The 13,743-nt window shown below is 67.7% G+C and carries 15 protein-coding genes; 7 read left to right on the top strand and 8 right to left on the bottom strand.

What is annotated here, in order from left to right; genetic code table 11:
* Positions 1 to 6: 6 nt before the first annotated feature.
* The 3 genes from WS54_RS01745 to fae are packed head-to-tail and all read right to left on the bottom strand — an operon-like array spanning position 7 to position 3,077.
* A complete protein-coding gene (locus tag WS54_RS01745; protein ID WP_059784853.1) occupies positions 7 to 1,458 on the bottom strand; it encodes an NAD-dependent succinate-semialdehyde dehydrogenase in 1,452 nt (483 codons plus the stop codon).
* Between the two features lie 22 nt (positions 1,459 to 1,480).
* Positions 1,481 to 2,503 carry an aldo/keto reductase gene (locus WS54_RS01750; RefSeq protein ID WP_059784851.1) on the bottom strand — a complete coding sequence of 341 codons (1,023 nt, stop codon included), beginning with the start codon at positions 2,501 to 2,503 and terminating at the stop codon, positions 1,481 to 1,483.
* A 49-nt stretch (positions 2,504 to 2,552) separates the two neighbouring features.
* The gene (gene fae, locus WS54_RS01755) at positions 2,553 to 3,077 is read right to left on the bottom strand and encodes a formaldehyde-activating enzyme (RefSeq protein WP_059501795.1); all 525 of its coding nucleotides are present in this window, start codon (positions 3,075 to 3,077) and stop codon (positions 2,553 to 2,555) included.
* A gap of 326 nt (positions 3,078 to 3,403) precedes the next feature.
* Between fae and WS54_RS01760 the strand changes: the two genes are divergently transcribed.
* Both WS54_RS01760 and WS54_RS01765 read left to right on the top strand, forming a co-directional pair.
* A complete protein-coding gene (locus WS54_RS01760; protein WP_236872742.1) occupies positions 3,404 to 4,417 on the top strand; it encodes a LysR family transcriptional regulator in 1,014 nt (337 codons plus the stop codon).
* 379 nt (positions 4,418 to 4,796) lie between these two features.
* Positions 4,797 to 5,363, top strand: a complete 567-nt coding sequence (locus WS54_RS01765; RefSeq protein ID WP_059784848.1) for a hypothetical protein — start codon at positions 4,797 to 4,799, stop codon at positions 5,361 to 5,363.
* Between the two features lie 27 nt (positions 5,364 to 5,390).
* Here the strand turns inward: WS54_RS01765 and WS54_RS01770 are convergent, their stop codons facing one another.
* On the bottom strand, positions 5,391 to 6,266 hold the full coding sequence (locus WS54_RS01770) for a LysR family transcriptional regulator (RefSeq protein WP_034205597.1): 876 nt from the start codon (positions 6,264 to 6,266) through the stop codon (positions 5,391 to 5,393).
* A 160-nt stretch (positions 6,267 to 6,426) separates the two neighbouring features.
* Between WS54_RS01770 and WS54_RS01775 the strand changes: the two genes are divergently transcribed.
* From WS54_RS01775 to WS54_RS01785, 3 genes are all read left to right on the top strand, one after another.
* A complete protein-coding gene (locus tag WS54_RS01775) occupies positions 6,427 to 7,746 on the top strand; it encodes a DUF3422 family protein (RefSeq protein WP_059784844.1) in 1,320 nt (439 codons plus the stop codon).
* A gap of 34 nt (positions 7,747 to 7,780) precedes the next feature.
* Positions 7,781 to 7,981 carry a hypothetical protein gene (locus WS54_RS01780; protein ID WP_034205595.1) on the top strand — a complete coding sequence of 67 codons (201 nt, stop codon included), beginning with the start codon at positions 7,781 to 7,783 and terminating at the stop codon, positions 7,979 to 7,981.
* A gap of 207 nt (positions 7,982 to 8,188) precedes the next feature.
* Positions 8,189 to 8,623 (top strand): GNAT family N-acetyltransferase, encoded by a 435-nt coding sequence (locus WS54_RS01785; RefSeq protein ID WP_059784839.1) that lies wholly within the window; start codon positions 8,189 to 8,191, stop codon positions 8,621 to 8,623.
* Here the strand turns inward: WS54_RS01785 and WS54_RS01790 are convergent.
* The 4 genes from WS54_RS01790 to WS54_RS01805 all read right to left on the bottom strand — a co-directional run bounded on the left by WS54_RS01790 (position 8,610) and on the right by WS54_RS01805 (position 12,443).
* Positions 8,610 to 9,515, bottom strand: coding sequence for a helix-turn-helix transcriptional regulator (locus WS54_RS01790; protein WP_059784836.1), 906 nt, complete (start codon positions 9,513 to 9,515; stop codon positions 8,610 to 8,612). The genes WS54_RS01785 and WS54_RS01790 overlap by 14 nt on opposite strands.
* Positions 9,516 to 10,059: 544 nt before the next feature.
* Positions 10,060 to 11,451: an MFS transporter gene (locus tag WS54_RS01795; RefSeq protein ID WP_059784833.1), complete on the bottom strand. Its 1,392-nt coding sequence runs from the start codon at positions 11,449 to 11,451 to the stop codon at positions 10,060 to 10,062.
* 214 nt (positions 11,452 to 11,665) lie between these two features.
* Positions 11,666 to 12,034: a hypothetical protein gene (locus WS54_RS01800; protein ID WP_059784830.1), complete on the bottom strand. Its 369-nt coding sequence runs from the start codon at positions 12,032 to 12,034 to the stop codon at positions 11,666 to 11,668.
* 22 nt (positions 12,035 to 12,056) lie between these two features.
* Positions 12,057 to 12,443, bottom strand: coding sequence for a winged helix-turn-helix transcriptional regulator (locus WS54_RS01805; RefSeq protein WP_059784827.1), 387 nt, complete (start codon positions 12,441 to 12,443; stop codon positions 12,057 to 12,059).
* Positions 12,444 to 12,579: 136 nt separating this feature from the next.
* On the opposite strand from WS54_RS01805, the gene gstA reads away from it, so the two are divergent.
* Together gstA and WS54_RS01815 are read left to right on the top strand one after the other, a co-directional pair.
* Positions 12,580 to 13,212 carry a glutathione transferase GstA gene (gene gstA / locus WS54_RS01810; RefSeq protein ID WP_059784824.1) on the top strand — a complete coding sequence of 211 codons (633 nt, stop codon included), beginning with the start codon at positions 12,580 to 12,582 and terminating at the stop codon, positions 13,210 to 13,212.
* Positions 13,213 to 13,296: 84 nt separating this feature from the next.
* Positions 13,297 to 13,686, top strand: coding sequence for a hypothetical protein (locus tag WS54_RS01815; RefSeq protein WP_059785155.1), 390 nt, complete (start codon positions 13,297 to 13,299; stop codon positions 13,684 to 13,686).
* Positions 13,687 to 13,743: the final 57 nt, after the last annotated feature.

Raw genomic sequence — 13,743 nt, forward strand, 5'->3', positions numbered from 1 at the left:
CAGCGCTCAGCGGCCGAGGCCGGCCATCAGCGTGTACTTGAGTTCCACGTATTCGTCGAGGCCGTACTTCGAGCCTTCGCGCCCGAGCCCCGATTGCTTGACGCCGCCGAACGGCGCGACTTCGGTCGAGATGATCCCGTCGTTGACGCCGACCATCCCGCTTTCCAGCGCGCCCGACACACGCCATGCGCGGCCGAGGTCGCGCGTATAGAAATACGCGGACAGCCCGAACGGCGTGTCGTTGGCCGCGGCGACGGCTTCATCCTCGGTCGCGAAGCGGAAGCAGCCGGCCACGGGGCCGAAGGTTTCCTCTTCGGCGATCAGCATGTCGGGCGTCATGCCGGTCAGCACGGTCGGCTCGTAGAAAGTGCCGCCGAGCGCGTGGCGCTTGCCGCCGGTGAGCACGTTCGCGCCTTTCGCGGTGGCGTCGGCGACGTGCCGCTCGACCTTGCCGAGCGCCGCTTCGTTGATCAGCGGGCCCTGGTCGACTTCGCCCGCGAGCGCGTTGCCGACCCGCAGCTTGCGCACGGCGTCCGCGAGCTTGCGCGTGAACGCGTCGTACACGCCGTCCTGCACGAGGAAGCGGTTCACGCACACGCAGGTCTGGCCGGTGTTGCGGAACTTCGACGCGATCGCGCCGTCGACCGCCGCATCGAGATCGGCGTCGTCGAACACGATGAACGGCGCGTTGCCGCCGAGTTCCAGCGACAGCTTCTTCAGCGTGTCGGCCGACTGCTTCGCGAGCAGCTTGCCGACCCGCGTCGAGCCCGTGAACGACAGCTTGCGTACGACGGGCGAGCTCGTCAGCGTCTCGCCGATCGCGACCGCGTCGCCCGACACCACGTTGAACACGCCGGCCGGCACGCCCGCCCGCTCGGCGAGCACCGCGAGCGCGAACGCCGACAGCGGCGTTTCCTCGGACGGCTTGAGCACCATCGTGCAGCCGGCCGCGAGGGCCGGGCCGGCCTTGCGCGTGATCATCGCGAGCGGGAAATTCCACGGCGTGATCGCCGCGACGACGCCGACCGGCTCGCGCGTGACGACGATCTGCGCATTCGGCTTCGGGCTCGGGATCACGTCGCCGTACATGCGTTTCGCTTCTTCCGCGAACCATTCGAGAAAGCTGGCCGCGTAGGCCACTTCGCCGCGCGCCTCCGCGAGCGGCTTGCCCTGTTCGCGCGTCAGCAGCTCGGCGAGCGCATCGCGGTGTTCGAGCATCAGCTCGCCCCAGCGCTTCACGCGTGCGCCGCGCTCCTTCGCGGTCAGTGCGCGCCATGCGGGAAACGCGTGGGCGGCCGCGTCGATCGCGCGCTGCGTGTCGTCGGCGCCGCCTTTCGCGACCTTCGCGATCGTCTCGCCGGTCGCCGGGTTCAGCACCGGATAGGTCGCATCGCTCGCGCCATGCGATTCGTGCCATTCGCCGCCGATGTAATGGCCGGTTCTCAGAAATTCGTTCATCGTATGTCGTTCCTTCAATGCTTCAGTCGGCCGCGAAGCTGCCCTGCGCCGGGCGCGGCTCGCGCGCGATGCGCTTGCCGGCCGTGTAGTCGTTGATCAGGTCGCACGGCGTGTAGTTGCGCTCCAGCTCGTGCAGTTCCTCTTCGGTGAGCCGCGTTTCGAGCGCGCCAAGCGCGCTGTCGAACTGCGCGACGGAATCCGCGCCGACCAGCATGCTCGCGACGCCGGGACGGCTCAGCACCCACGCCTGCGCGATCTGCGCGGGCGGCACGCCGCGCCGCTTTGCGACCTTCGCGACCGACGCGGCGATCGCGAGCGACGACGCGTCGCCGTACATCTGCGCGGTGAAGAAGTCGGTCTGGTTGCGCGTCGATTGCGGCTCGCAGGTCAGCAGGCCGCGCGCAAGCGGGCTGAACACCGAGACGCCGACGCCCTGGTCGATGCAGTACGGCACCATCTCGCGCTCTTCCTCGCGATACGCGAGATTGAGCTGCAGCTGCATGTTGATCGGCTTGTCCCAGCCGTTTCGTTCGCAGGCCTGCATGATCTTCGCGAACTGCCACGTGTACATCGTCGACACGCCGATGTAACGTGCCTTGCCCGCGCGCACGATGTCGTGCAGCGTGCTCATCGTTTCCTCGACGGGCGTGTTCACGTCGAAGAAATGCAGCATGAAGATGTCGACGTAATCCATCCCGAGACGCTTGAGCGAGCCGTCGATGCCGTCGAGCACGTGCTTGCGCGAATGGCCGCCGGCATTCGGGTCGCTGCCCATGTCGTAGCCGACCTTGGTCGTCACGACGAGCTCCTCGCGGCGCGCGTTGCGCTTCAGGATGCGGCCTACCACTTCCTCGCCGACGCCCGTCGAATAGAAATCCGCGAGATCGATGAAGTTGACGCCGGCATCGAGCGCGCGGCGCACGATCGGTTCGCTCTGCGCTTCGTCGAAGATCCACGGCTTCCACTGGGGCGTGCCCATGTTCATCGTGCCGAGACACAGGCGGGACACCTTCAGGCCGGACTGGCCGAGGCGGACGTATTCCATGCTTCCTCCTGATGCGGCCTGGCCGGCCGCGCGTTGTCGGTCGGTTCCGTCAGTTCTTTTTCGGCGTGTAGAACGGGTTCGACACGTCGCGTGCGGCGGCGAACACCGCGTCGCGATGCGGCAGTCCTTCCATCGCCGCGACGATCGCGTTGCGGCATGCGCGGTAGTTGTTCTCGAACACGGCATCGAGATCGTCGGTCTGCGGGTTCACCCAGTTCGCCGACACGACGACCCAGTCGTTCTCCGCTTCGGGCGGCAGCGTGCCGTTCTCGAGCGCTTCGGCCACGGCCTTCGCGATGCCGGCCTGCGACGCGCCCCACGTGGCATTGCCGTGGAAGTCGCCGGCGATCTGCGCCTTGTTCACGTACAGCGTGAGCGGCTTGGTCGGTACGCCCGGCTGCGCGATCACGACGAACGGCGCATGGCCGGCCGACGGCGTCGCGAGCGCGGTCGCGAACGCCTGGCCGGCCGGGCCGTTGCGCGGGCCGACCAGCACGTTGATGTGCGCGAGGTTGACGCCGGGGCCTTCGAAGCCTTCGCCGATGTAAAGCTGCCTGGATTGGGATGCGGTCATTGCAATGTCTCGTCCATGAGGTTGGGGGTGAGGCGATTGTGGTGGGCCGCGATGCGGCCGGTGAATCGATGTTTCCTGATCGAGGTATGAGTTTTCGTCGTCTCCGGGAAAGCCCCGAGCCCGGCGCGCGGGTGCCCGCCGTGCGGCCCGCGGCGGCCGTCGTGACGCGCCGCGGCGCACCGGCGGCGAAGGGGCGCTCGCGTGCCGGCTCCGGGTTTGTCATACCCGGGCAGGGGTTGGAGGGCCGCGTGCATCCGGGCAACAATCGGCGTACTCCGAGCCCTATCTTTCGTGTTCCCTTCCATTTTCGAAAGCGAGTAATTCCGATGGCTGCCATTGAGAAATCTGGCGCGCTGCGCCGGTCCCCCGAGGCGGGGCCCGTGCTCCTGGGGGCGTCGTCCGGGGCGGAGCGCCCGGGGCGGTCCGACGTTTTCTCGAAGCCCGACTGGTCGAAACTGACGTCGCTCGACCCGGAGCTGATCCGCGCGTTCGTCGCGGTCGTCGAAAGCGGCGGCTTCACCGCGGCGGCCCGGCAACTGCATCGCACGCAGTCGACGATCAGCCTGCGCATCCGCACGCTGGAGGAGCGGCTCGACACGCACCTGTTCATGCGCAACAGCCGGCGGCTCGAACTGTCGCGCGACGGCGAGAATTTCCTGATCCACGCGAGACGGATCATCCAGGTGCAGAACGACGCGATCCGCGCGCTGAAGCAGGCGAGCAGCGATCGCGGCATCGTGCGCTTCGGGTTGCCGGAGGACTACGCGGAGCTGTGGCTGCCCGACCTGCTGAAGTCGTTCTATGCGCTGCGGCCGGGCGCACGCCTGCACGTGCATTGCCGCACGTCGCTCGAACTGATCGAGCGGCTGCAGGCCGGCGAGCTCGACGTCGCGCTCGTCGTGCGGCACGGACCGAACGCGGGCGGACGGCTGCTCGGCCGTCACGACGTCGTGTGGGCCGCGCATCGCGATTTCGCGCTCGCGCCCGATGCGTCGGTGCCGCTCGCGCTGTTTCCCGAGACGTGCTGCTACCGGCAACGCGGGCTGCAGGCGCTCGCGACGGCCGAGCGGCCGTATCACGTCGTCTATACGAGCCAGAGCCCGACCGGCATCAGGATCGCGGTGAACCACGGCGCGGCCGTGACGATGATCGATCGCTGCACGCTGCCCGAGAGCTGGCGCGTGCTCGACGAGGCGGACGGGCTGCCGCGGCTGCCGGCGGCCGATCTCGAACTGCATCGCTCGCCCGGCATCTGCGATCCGCTGACCGACGATCTCGTCTCGCTGATCGAATCGATGGTCGACGAGCGGCGGCGCGCGTCGCTCGCGGCGTTCGCGTAACGCGGCGCCCGCGACGCGGGTGACGCCGCATGCACATCGTGCGCGGGGCGCGATCCCGGCGCGCATGCCGTTTTTTGCACGGCAACCCCGTTTTTTTGCACGGCATTGATACGGTCTCTTCTAAGCTGGGGGCGTGTCGAACAGTCGGGACGGCTTGCGTCCATGTCATGACCTTCATGCATCCCTTTCCGCATTCGATGTCGCCGGCCGCCGATCGCGCGCCGGTGGCGGGTCGCGGCGCGCGCCCGTCGAATCGGGAACGGCGATTGCTCGGCTAATCCGCCGCCGATTCGCCGGCCGCCGTGCTGTCCGCCGGCTGGCGACGGTGGCCGTTTGTGCGCTGCGTCGAACGCGGCGCTACCCCGAACAGGGAGGGCCCATGTACCTTACGGAAGAAGTGCGTATCGCGCGCCCGGCTACCCGTCGCGCGCATGCCGCGGCGTTGCCGTCGGGCAGGCAGCTTGCCCGGCAGTTGATGGTGACGGTTCGCGCGGCGGACGTGCTGTTGCGCCAGGCGATTCGCGTGCCCGATCGCCATCAATGGTCGGTCGACGCCGAGCGCGTCGATGCGGCCGGCGGCCCGCTCGCCGCGTGGGATTCCCACGTGACGTTCCGGATCGTCAAGGTATGCGCGCCGGCGCTCGATGCGCACGCGTGCGCGGCCGACCCCGATCAAGTGGCGGTCGAAATCCGATTGTTTCTTCCCGAACAGGCTTACGTCGCCGAGCGGCGCATCGGCATCTTCGGCCGACGGCACGGTCAACGCTTCAGCGCGACGCTGTCGGTCACGGCCGGTTCGCAGTGGGGCGGCCGGCGCAGCGAGCGCGTGCCGCCGACCGGGCGGCACGTGCACGGCGACACGCTGGAAGCGCTCGTCGATACGGTGGCCGGCATCGTCAATGCGGCACTGGGCGTGGCCGCGTATGGCGCGAGCGCCCACGGGTGACGCCGCGGCGAGCGGGCGCGGCCGGGCTCAGGCGTCGCCGGCCTGTCCGGTCTGCCGTTGCAGGTCTTCCATCAATTGTTCCGCGAGGAAGTCGCACGGCGGCCGTTTCGACTTGGTGCTGCGCGCGAGGATCAGCTCGAGCGGCGGCAGGTCGGGCAAGCCGTGCGAGCGGCCGAGCATCGACAGTTGCGCGGGAATCGCGCAGCGGGCGAGCGGCGCGACCGCGAGGCCGGCTTCGACCATGCTGAGCAGCCCGAGCAGGCTCGGGCTTTCATACGACGTGCGGTACGGCACTTTCGCGCGTTCGAGGCTGCGGATCGCGTTCTCGCGCGCGACGCTGCCCGGCATGAACACCGCGATCGGCAACGGCCGTTCCTCCCAGACGCGCGGCCCGTTCGTCATCGCGGCCCACGCCATCGGCTCGTGGCGGATGAAGTCGCCGGTGAGCCCCTTGATGCGCGTCCCGCATACGAGATCGACGGTGCCCTCCTTGATCAGTGGCGCGAGCGCGCTGCTCGGCAGCCCCATCACCTGGATCTCGACCTTCGGATAGGTCGCGGAGAATTTTTTCAGCACCGACGGCAGCAGCGACGACGCATAGTCGTCCGGCACGCCGATCACGACCTTGCCGGTCACCTCCGGCCGCACCACGGCCGCCCATGCCTCGTCGCGCAGCGCCAGCATTCGTCTGGCGAATCCCAGCAGCACCTCGCCCTCGCGCGTCAGCACGATGCTGCGCGGCTTGCGCACGAACAGCGGCCGGCCGATCGCGTCTTCCAGGCTCTTGATCTGCATGCTCACCGCCGACTGCGAGCGGTTCACGGCCTCGGCCGCGCGGGTCATGTTGCCGGTTTCCGCGACGGCGACGACGGTGGCCAGTACGTCGTGATCGAGCATCTTCATGGGTATCAGGAAAACTGAACGTAACGATCAGCATTATGCGTTTTTATTGTTGCTGCGTGTCTGCCATAGTGCCATCACGTTTGCGCATCGCCCGAGCATGGCGCGGCGCTCGGGCCGGACGTCCGGCGTGCGGGACTGAACAGGAAAGCGTGGTGAATCGATGATGGACCATCCGTTGCGCGCCGCACTGGCCGCGGAATTGCATGCCCGGCCGTTCCTGCGGCTCGCCGAAGCGGTGTCGCTCACGCATTACGCGATCTACGCGGACGGCCAGCCCGACATCCACGAAACGCTGCTGCACGCGCTGTGCCGCGACACGGGCATCGACGCGCCGCATGAAGGCGCGACGCACTACGCGGTGCGCTCGCCGTGCGGCTGGCACCTGAAGTGGGAGCGCCACACCGAATTCTCGACCTTCACGTTCGTCGCGCCGCGTCGCGACACCGGTTATTTCGACGATGTCGCGATCGCCGGCATTCCGGCTGCGTGGTTCGCGCGGCTGGCCGGCATCCGCTTCGTCGCGGTGCGGATGGAGCTGCTGTCGGGCGACGCCGCGCGGCTCGCGTGCGGCGAACTGCGGCGCTGGATCGACGGGCCCGCGCTCGTCGGCAGCCGCGTGCTCGGCGGCGGCAAGGTGTTCTGCGACTGGCACGTGCGCGACGACGGCTTCATGCGCTTTCTCGTCGTCGACGAGGATTTCCGCGAGGAGCAGGGCGGCCGGCTGTTGCAGCGTCTGTACGAAATCGAGACGTACCGGATGATGGCGCTGCTTGCGCTGCCGGTCGCACGCCGGATGAGCCGCGAGCTCGACGAGATTCACGCGGCGCTGCATGCGTTGATGCAGCGGATGGACGCGAGCGGCGCCGACGGCGACGACGCGGCGCTGCTCGTCAAGCTCACGCATCTCGCGGTGCGGGTCGAATCGTTGTCGGGATCGGGGGCGCGCTTCAGCGCGTCGCGCGCATACGAGAAGCTCGTGCTGGCGCGCATCCAGGAGTTGCGCGAGGAGCGTATCGAAGGGATGCCGACGATCGCCGAATTCATGGAACGGCGCTTCGCGCCGGCAATGGAAACGTGCCGCAGCGTATGGGCGCGCCACGAACAGATCGCCGCGCGGATCGCGCGAGCGGTCGACCTGCTGCGCACCCGCGTGAATCTCGCGCAGGAAAAGGACGTCACGCGGCTGCTGGCCGGCATGGAGCGCACCGCGCGCAACCAGCTTCATTTGCAGCACGCGGTCGAAGGGCTGTCGGTGGCCGCCATTTCGTACTACGTGCTGTCGCTCGCGACGGCGGCGTTCAAGGCGCTGCACGTGATGAACCTGCCGGTCGATCCGGAACTCGCGGAAGGGCTGCTGATCGCGCCGGTCGTGTTCGCGGTGATCCACATCACGCGACGCACGCGCGCGCAGCTTGCGCGGTCCGAAGCGGCGCATGGCGGGGAGCCCGTGCATGCGGGCGCGTTGAAGCGGGCCGGCTAGAACATTAACGACATATCAAAGCAAAGGAGTGGAGATGACTTTCATGCAAACGCAACACGCATGCTTCAGCGGTATCGATGCCTTCGACGAACCGGCCCAGGATGAAACCGGCGCACCGGAAGACGTGCGCGTGAGCTCGTATCAGGCCGTGCTGCAGGAGCCGACGACGTCGCTCGTCGGCGGGACGATCGATCGGCCGGAGGTCGCGGCGGTGGCGATCCTCGGGTACAACTGACGCGCGTTTCCTGCGCATCGTATCGACGTAGCGCGGGCGTTGCGTTCGAGTGAGATGGCGTGGTCGTCCTGGCCTGACGACGGCGCTGACGATGGCGTTCGCGGTGGCATTTTCGGTGGCGTGAGCGCACGACGTCGCGCTATAGTCGTGCGATGCCCGCCGCGGGTGCCGCACGCCCGGCGCTCCATTCACGCACGCGTTCGCCCGATGACACCCCATCCCGACGTCACCCTGCAATTGACCGATACCGGTCAACCGGCCGCCCGAGACTTCATCAGCCGCAAGCTCGGCGAATTCAACCATGCGATGACGGGGCGCGCCGATGCATCCGCGCTCGACATCTACGTGACCGACTCCGCGACCGGCGAGGTATTGGGCGGCCTCACCGGCCGGACGTCGCTCGGCCTGTTCTTCATCGACCTGTTCTATCTGCCCGACTCGCTGCGCGGCGGCGGCTTCGGCAGCCGGCTGCTGCGCGAGGCGGAAGCGGAAGCGAAGCGGCGCGGTTGCGCGCGTGCGGTGCTGTACACGATCTCGTTCCAGGCGCCGGATTTCTACCGGAAGCACGGTTACGAGACGTTCGGCGAAGTGCCGTGCGAGCCGGAAGGCGCGGCGCGCGTGTTCATGGTCAAGGCGCTTTGAGCGGCAGCGGGCAGCCCGCCCGTTCGCTATGCGACCCGGTACGCGATCCAGAGACGGGGAGTACGGCAGTCGCCGCGCCCCACGCGGCGAGTTCGCGCTTCGTGCGCACGCCGAGCTTCGCGAATGCGCGCTTCACGTACGACTCGGCCGACGCGACGCGCACGCCGAGAATCCCGGCGGTTTCCGGGACGGTCTTGCCGGAGAGCAGGTGCTTGCAGGTTTCGTATTCGCGTTTCGACAGCTTCACGCCGTCGGCCGCGAGCCGCGCATCGAATTGCGCGAGCGGATGGACGTCGGGCGCCGCGTGCGCGATGCGCCGCGCGGCAGTGGTCGACGCATGCAGTTCGAGCAGCGGAAACAGCATGTCGCTGATGCTGCGGAAGCGGTTCATCTCGGCGAGCGTGAACGGCGGCCGATCGCGGCCGCGCTCCAGTGCGATCGAATGCTGCGAATAGCGCGTGCCGCGCGCGAGCACGCATTCATGCCCGATATGCACGTCGTCGAACAGCCGCTGGCGGAATTCGCCGGGCGGAATCGCGTCGATGTCGCGCACGACGAGCATCGTGCCCGTCTTGCCGCGCAGCCCCGCGAACAGCGGGTCGCTGTCGAGAAAGCGCTCGTAGTAGAGCGTCATCACGTCGGAGATGTCGGCGGACGTGGCGCCGATGCCGCTGCTGCCGATCCATTCGCAACGGTAGCCGGTGGGCATCGTGCCGTCGACGCGCGAACGTTCGACGTGCGCGACGTCGAGCGGCACGATGTCGTTCAGCAGTTGCGTGAGGCGCGGCACGAAATGCGGCGTGCCGACCCTCTCGATCAGCTCGCCCAATGTCTTGAACGATACGTTGAAGCGATCGTCGTCGCGGTGGGAGGCGTTCACGTTGAGCAGCATGCGGTTACCAAGGGACTGTTCCGCCCATCATGCACGTTCCCCCGATACGAAAAAAGCACGCGCGAGGGCCGGGCATCGGAACGGCCGCCCGTCGTTGGCGGAAGCAGGGCCTCGAAGCGGCTGGATTCTAGCGCTTGCCGCGACGGACGTCATCAGGGGGAAATACCGGCAGGCGTCTGCCGATCCGTTCGCCCCGTAAAACGTCGCGGGTCATTCCGAAGCGGGCATGCGGGAGCAGTGTAAGCGAGGACCCGTGCCGCCACCGTTTTCAATCGGGCGACATACGCTTCCGAGGACTTCCCCGAGCACGGACGACCTGCCGCCGCGCGCATGCATGGGCCAAGTCGAGACGCGCGACTTCGGAGGAGCGCAAGCGGCCGGGGGGCAACGTGCGGATCGTCGGCATCGGTACCGATACATGTGCGTCGCCGACTATGCAGTCGGCTATCCTCACGACCATCGCACGCGATGGGTGTCGGCGGTGGCGACGCCGCACGGGCGCAGCGATCGAGCAGGGCGGCGCGCATGTGCCGCCCTCGTGCCCTCATGCGTCGATGCGCTCGACCTTGCCGACGAGCAGCCCGTACGACAGGCTGCCCGCGAGCGCCATCGCGGCGATGTAGGTGATCGCGCGCGAGAAGTCCGCGCCGTCGACCAGCAGCCCGATCACGATCGGCGTCGCGATCGCGGACAGGTTGCCGATCAGGTTGAATACGCCGCCCGTGAGGCCGAGCAGCCGCGCGGGCGCGAGCCCCGACACGAGCGACCACGTGATCGACGCGAAGCCGTTGCCGAAAAAGGCGATCGTCATGAACGCGATCACCCAGCCGGTGGAGCTCACGTAGTTCGCGCCGATGATGCAGGTCGAGATCAGCAGCCCCGAGATGATCGGCAGCTTGCGCGCGAAGCCTTGCGAGGCGCCGCGCCGCATCAGCCAGTCCGACAGCACGCCCGAGCAGAGCACGCCGACGAACGCGGCGAGGAACGGCAGCGACGCGAGGAAGCCCGACTTGATGAAGTCCATCCCGCGATACTTGACGAGATAGGTCGGAAACCACGTGAGGAAGAACCACAGCGTCGAATTCAGCGCGAACTGGCCGACGTAGATGCCCCACAGCTTGCGCCGGCCGAGCACGACGCCGAGGTCGCGCCACGTCGACGGCGTGCGTTCGCTGCGCGCCGCGACGCGGTCCTCGAGATCGACGAGCCCGCCGCCGTCGCGGATCAGCGCGATTTCGGCCGCATTGACGCCGCGAAACGCGCGCGGCTCGCGATACACCGCGTACCAGATCGCGGCCCACGCGATGCCGGCGAGGCCGGTCGCGACAAACACCATGTGCCAGCCGAGATGCGCCTGCAGCCATGCGAGCACCGGCGTGAGGAACGCGAGGCCGACGAATTGCCCCGACGTATAGCCGCCGATCGCGCTCGCGCGCTCGCGGGTCGGGAACCACGTCGTCACCACGCGGTTGTTGATCGGGTAGGCCGGCGCTTCCAGCGCGCCGACTGCAAGACGCAGCACGATGAGCCCGACGAACGAACCGGCGAAACCGAGCAGCAGCGTCGCGGCAGACCACAGCGCGAGCGCACCCGCATACAGCACGCGCGGCGACACCTTGTCGACGAGCCAGCCGCCCGGGATCTGCATCAGCGCATAGGTCCAGCCGAACGCGGAGAACACGAGGCCCGCGCGGACCGGATCGATGTTCAGTTCCTTGAACAGCTCGGGCGCCGCGATCGACAGGTTGCTGCGGTCGAGATAGTTGATCACGACGGTGACGAACAGCAGCGCGAGGATCAGCAGCCGCTTGCGGCTCGGCGGCGTGGCGGGGGCCGCGGACACGGCCGCGCGGGCGGCGGATTCGGATGAGGGACCGGTGTGCGCGGACGGCCCCGCGTTCGGGTTGGCGTGGGTGCGTGACGCGGATTGGGCCACGGTCGTCTCCTGTGTTCTATGCGCCGGCCGGCGCTCGCGAACGAGGCGGCCGAATCGAATGGCGTTGGGGCGAACGTTAGAACCGTGGTGCGGCGTGCGTCAACATTTGGGCAGGCATCCCCATTAATGGGACGCTCGACGCTCAATATGTGGGAACGGACGCCGACAGGCGTGTGTCGGCGTCGTCACGAAACGAGAGCGGCCGGGCGACCGTTCAGCCGCGCGTGCCGTCGTCGCGATAGCCGTTCTTGCCGACGAAGATCTCCTTCAACGCGGCGCGCAGCGTGAGCGGATCGTACTGGCCGGGCGCGAGATGAATCACGTAACGCGTGTGGCCGTCGAGACGTGCGGCGATGCCCGGCTCGATCTCGACGTCGATCGTATCGTCCGTCAGCCGCACCGACAGATCCTTGACGCGCACGTTGAGCTGGTCGCGCACCATCACTTCGATCAGCGTGTCGTCCGGAAAGCGCGACAGCGCGAGGCAATAGTCCTGCTCCGCATCGTGACAGTAGATGTTGGCGAAGCTTTCGTCGTCGTCGAGGTCGGACGTGGCCGCGCCGACGGTAGCGTGAAGTTCCATGAACGAAGTTCCTGCCGAAGGGTTAGGGGTGAGTGTGAGCGTGCGTCGTCGTGTCGACCGCAGCGGCGTCGTCGGGCATCGCGTCGGCGTGCGCGTCGCGCGCCTTCAGCCACAGCCCGAATTCGCGCATGACGTCGACCACCGGCCGCAGCCGGTCGCCGTCCGCGGTGAGATCGTACTCGACGCGCACCGGCACTTCCGGATAGATGGTCCGTCGCACGAGCCCCGCGTCTTCCAGTGCGCGCAGGTCGAGCGTCAGCATGCGCTGCGAGATGCCCGGCATGTCGCGCCGCAGGTCGCTGAAGCGGCGCGGCCCGTCGAGCAGATACGACACCAGCAGCAGCCGCCAGCGGCCGCCGAGCAGGCGCATCGCTTCTTCAACGGAACATCCTGTCGCACTCGTTTTCATCGTGCCGAATCCTGGTCGGTAAATTTTTTGTGACTACGGCACAAACGACTGCCGTCTTCCCGGCGCTGCGCCGATGCGAGATATTAGCGCCCGCGTCGCGGCGAATCGATACATGGACCACCCACCAAGGAAACGCATGAAGCTCTATCACGCTCCCGGCAGCTGTTCGCAGGCGATCTGCATCGTGCTGCGCGAAGGCGGATTCGACGCCGAGATCGTCAAGGTCGACGCGCGCAAGCATGTCGTCGAAGACGGCCGCAACTACTACGACGTGACCGAACTCGGCTACGTGCCGCTGCTCGAACTCGACGACGGCACGATGCTGCGCGAAGGGCCGGTGATCGCCCAGTATCTCGCCGACCAGCGCCCGGAAGCCGCGCTTGCGCCCGCTTACGGCACGCTCGCGCGCTACCGGCTGATGGAATGGCTCAACTTTCTCGCCACCGAGATCCACAAGGGCTTCATCCCGCTGCTGTATGCGGTGCAGGCGGGGAAGTACGTGGAGCCCGTGCGGCAGAAGCTCGACGGCCGCTTCGCATGGATCGACCGCCAGCTCGACGGCAGGACGTTCGTTACCGGCGACACGTTCACGGTCGCCGATGCGTACCTGTTCGCGCTGACCGGTTGGGGCAAGGCGGACTGGATGCGTTCGGTGTACCACGCGGATATCGACCTGAGCCGGCATGCGCATCTGCGCGCATGGTATGAGCGGGTGCGCGAGCGGCCGGCCGTGCAGGCCGTGCTGGCGGCGGACGGTCTGCTGCGATGACGCGCGGCGGCGGCAGGGAACGCGTGTCGTTTTGCCGTAGCGACGCCGCGCCATGCCGCAATGGGCCGCGCTATAATCGCGGCCATGAAATGGCTTCGGACCTTCATCCTGTTGCTGCTGTGCGCGGTGCTGCCCATCAGTGGGCTGGCAGCCAGCGGCCTGACCGGTGAATGTCCGATGCAGCACACGATGCCGATGGAGGCGGGCACGGGCACGATGAACATGGCCATGTCCGCCGACATGAGCGACTGCGATTCGATGCAGTCGTCATCCGCCGATCGCGCGAAGGCCAAAGCCAAGGGCATGGCCTGCAAGGTGACGGCCCAATGCCAGTTCGGCAGTCTCTACCACCCGGCCGCCCGCTCCGGCATCAGCCGCCCCGCTGCATTCACCAGCACGATCGTCTTCCACTACACGCAGTCCATCCCGGTCCGCGACCCGAACGGGTTGTGGCGCCCTCCACGCATCAGCTGATCCCGATTTGACCGGTTCGCCGCGTACGCGGTGAGGTTCGTCCTGTGCGCAGGACGT

The organism is Burkholderia sp. NRF60-BP8 (genome assembly GCF_001522585.2).
Taxonomy (GTDB): Bacteria; Pseudomonadota; Gammaproteobacteria; order Burkholderiales; family Burkholderiaceae; genus Burkholderia.

Coding starts and splice junctions, on each gene's coding strand:
- WS54_RS01745 (WP_059784853.1), bottom strand. CDS start 1,458: ATGAACGAATTTCTGAGAACCGGCCATTACATCGGCGGCGAATGGCAC.
- WS54_RS01750 (WP_059784851.1), bottom strand. CDS start 2,503: ATGGAATACGTCCGCCTCGGCCAGTCCGGCCTGAAGGTGTCCCGCCTG.
- fae (WP_059501795.1), bottom strand. CDS start 3,077: ATGACCGCATCCCAATCCAGGCAGCTTTACATCGGCGAAGGCTTCGAA.
- WS54_RS01760 (WP_236872742.1), top strand. CDS start 3,404: ATGGCTGCCATTGAGAAATCTGGCGCGCTGCGCCGGTCCCCCGAGGCG.
- WS54_RS01765 (WP_059784848.1), top strand. CDS start 4,797: ATGTACCTTACGGAAGAAGTGCGTATCGCGCGCCCGGCTACCCGTCGC.
- WS54_RS01770 (WP_034205597.1), bottom strand. CDS start 6,266: ATGAAGATGCTCGATCACGACGTACTGGCCACCGTCGTCGCCGTCGCG.
- WS54_RS01775 (WP_059784844.1), top strand. CDS start 6,427: ATGATGGACCATCCGTTGCGCGCCGCACTGGCCGCGGAATTGCATGCC.
- WS54_RS01780 (WP_034205595.1), top strand. CDS start 7,781: ATGACTTTCATGCAAACGCAACACGCATGCTTCAGCGGTATCGATGCC.
- WS54_RS01785 (WP_059784839.1), top strand. CDS start 8,189: ATGACACCCCATCCCGACGTCACCCTGCAATTGACCGATACCGGTCAA.
- WS54_RS01790 (WP_059784836.1), bottom strand. CDS start 9,515: ATGCTGCTCAACGTGAACGCCTCCCACCGCGACGACGATCGCTTCAAC.
- WS54_RS01800 (WP_059784830.1), bottom strand. CDS start 12,034: ATGGAACTTCACGCTACCGTCGGCGCGGCCACGTCCGACCTCGACGAC.
- WS54_RS01805 (WP_059784827.1), bottom strand. CDS start 12,443: ATGAAAACGAGTGCGACAGGATGTTCCGTTGAAGAAGCGATGCGCCTG.
- gstA (WP_059784824.1), top strand. CDS start 12,580: ATGAAGCTCTATCACGCTCCCGGCAGCTGTTCGCAGGCGATCTGCATC.
- WS54_RS01815 (WP_059785155.1), top strand. CDS start 13,297: ATGAAATGGCTTCGGACCTTCATCCTGTTGCTGCTGTGCGCGGTGCTG.